The sequence below is a fragment of the Tahibacter caeni genome (genome assembly GCF_024609805.1).
In the GTDB taxonomy this organism is placed as follows: Bacteria; Pseudomonadota; Gammaproteobacteria; order Xanthomonadales; family Rhodanobacteraceae; genus Tahibacter; species Tahibacter caeni.
This window is the reverse complement of the sequence record NZ_JANFVR010000549.1, coordinates 1-1886: the sequence shown is the minus strand read 5'-3', so window position 1 is coordinate 1886 and position 1886 is coordinate 1. Positions and strand designations below refer to the sequence as shown.

At 73.3% G+C, this 1886-nt stretch carries 3 protein-coding genes; 1 reads left to right on the top strand and 2 read right to left on the bottom strand.

The window, feature by feature from the left end; all coding sequences use genetic code 11:
* Together NON22_RS23650 and NON22_RS23645 are read right to left on the bottom strand one after the other, a co-directional pair.
* Positions 1-257, bottom strand: a 257-nt coding sequence (locus NON22_RS23650; protein WP_257389439.1) for a hypothetical protein, incomplete at its 3' end; no start/stop codon positions are given.
* A complete protein-coding gene (locus NON22_RS23645) occupies positions 257-1300 on the bottom strand; it encodes a hypothetical protein (RefSeq protein ID WP_257389438.1) in 1044 nt (347 codons plus the stop codon). The genes NON22_RS23645 and NON22_RS23650, both read right to left, overlap by 1 nt.
* A 221-nt stretch (positions 1301-1521) precedes the next feature.
* Here NON22_RS23645 and NON22_RS23640 point away from each other — a divergent pair.
* Positions 1522-1886, top strand: a 365-nt coding sequence (locus NON22_RS23640) for a PhzF family phenazine biosynthesis protein (protein ID WP_257389437.1), incomplete at its 3' end; no start/stop codon positions are given.

Genomic DNA, 1886 nt, shown 5'->3' with positions numbered 1-1886 from the left:
GGTCGTGCGGGTGGCGGCAGCCCGGCCGCGCGCGCGCGCAGCGGATGCGTCGAGGCGGCGCTGTCGACGCTGCGCCGCGGCGTGCGCTGCGCCGCGGTCGTGCGTGCGACGGCGCTTTCGCCGGTCGTCGTCGCGACGCCGGGCGTCGTTCCGTTCCGCACGGGCGCGTCCCCGCGATAGCGCGTGTAGCCGTAGCCGCAGGCGAGGCCGAGCACGGCGGCGATGAGGGCGGCGATCGGGGCGGACCAGCGGCGCATCAGCGGGCTCCGGCGCGGCGCACGTTGCCGCAAAGCGAGTTGTCGGGTGCAGGTCCGCTGGCCGGCGCCTGGAAGTGTATGCGGCTGCGAGCGGCCGCCGCCCAGGCCTGGGCCTGCGCGATCTGGCCGGCATCGAGCCGCGCGGCCTGGCTGCGCAGGATTTCCGACCAGCGCGTGCCCAGGGCCGGCGACAAGGTCTGCTGAGCGACGAGGCCGTAGGCGTAGGCCCAGTACGGATCGTCGCCGAGGCGGCCGCTCCATGGGCGCGCGTCGCGCGGCTGCCAGGCTGTGTACATGTTCGACAGCACCGCGGCGGCCTCGGGCAGCCCGGCTTCGAATGCCTCGCGCACGAAGCCGGTCGCCTCGCCGTTCCAGCGCTCGGTCCAGTCCACCCACTGCGGCGACAGCACGTCGCGGTTCCATTCGTTCGGTGCGATCGCGTAGCAGAGCTTGGCCTCGGCGTCGCCGGCGATCGCGGCCTTGCGTATCCATTCGGCGGTTTCGGCCATCCGTGCGGTGTCGACGCCGTTGCAACGTTTTTCGGCCTCGACGGCGTTCGCGACGAAGCGCTCGGCGGCCTGCAGCTGACGGTCGGCCATGTCGGCGTCGGACAGCGGCGGCACGCCCGGCGGCGGCTCGCGTCGCGGACGGCGGCTGCCGCGATCGAGCAGGCGCTCGGCCATGTCGAGCTGGCGCTCGCGCGTCGAACATTCGTAGAGATCGTCGGCGAGCCGGCGCGCCGCGGCGGCATCGCCGGCGGCCGCGCGGCCGGCGAGCGTTTCGTAGTAATCGGTTATCGGTTGCTCGCGCGGCGGCAGCGGCAATGCGACCGACGCCGGCTTCGTGGTGGCGCTGGTCGCCGGCGCCGCCGCGGCTCCCGCGGATTCGACCTCGGGTTCGATCGTCGCCGCGGCCTTCGGTTCGGCGACCGTTGCGGCCGTGCCGGTCGCGGCCGTCCAGCGCGCGAGCGCATGGCCGCCGGCAATGCCGGCGGCGAAGCAGAGCGCGAGCAGCCAGACGCTGCGGCCTTGGGGTGTGCTCATGCGAAGATTCCGGCCTTCGATCCTGCCGATGATGCCAAGCGCGCAGACGGCTGGCGAGGTCGCACCGCGCCGACGTCGGACACTGCGCGGCGCGGTGAGTTCGGCGGCAGCGCCCGCTGTTGCAGTGCTGCGCGTGTCGTGCGGGATCGTCGATGGTTCCGCTTGTACTCGCGTTCGCGGCAACGGATCGTGCCGGCTTCGATCAATTTCGGGAGATGACCATGCAACTGCTGCGTCTGGCGGCGTTCGCCGATGGCGGGGAAGGCGGCAATCCGGCCGGGGTCTGGCTCGGCGATGCCCTGCCCGAGGCGGAGGCGATGCAGCGCATCGCCGCCGAGGTCGGTTTTTCCGAAACCGCGTTCGCCGCGCCGCACGAGCAGGGTTGGCGCGTGCGCTATTTCTCGCCGCAGACCGAAGTGCCGTTCTGCGGCCACGCCACCATCGCGCTCGGCGCGGCGCTGGCCTCGCGCTTCGGCGACGGCGAGCGCGTGCTGACCCTGAATGCATCGACGATCGCGGTCAGCGGCCGCCGCGACGGCAACGGCTTCGTCGCGAGCGTGCGCTCGCCGCCGACGCGCAGCGGCCC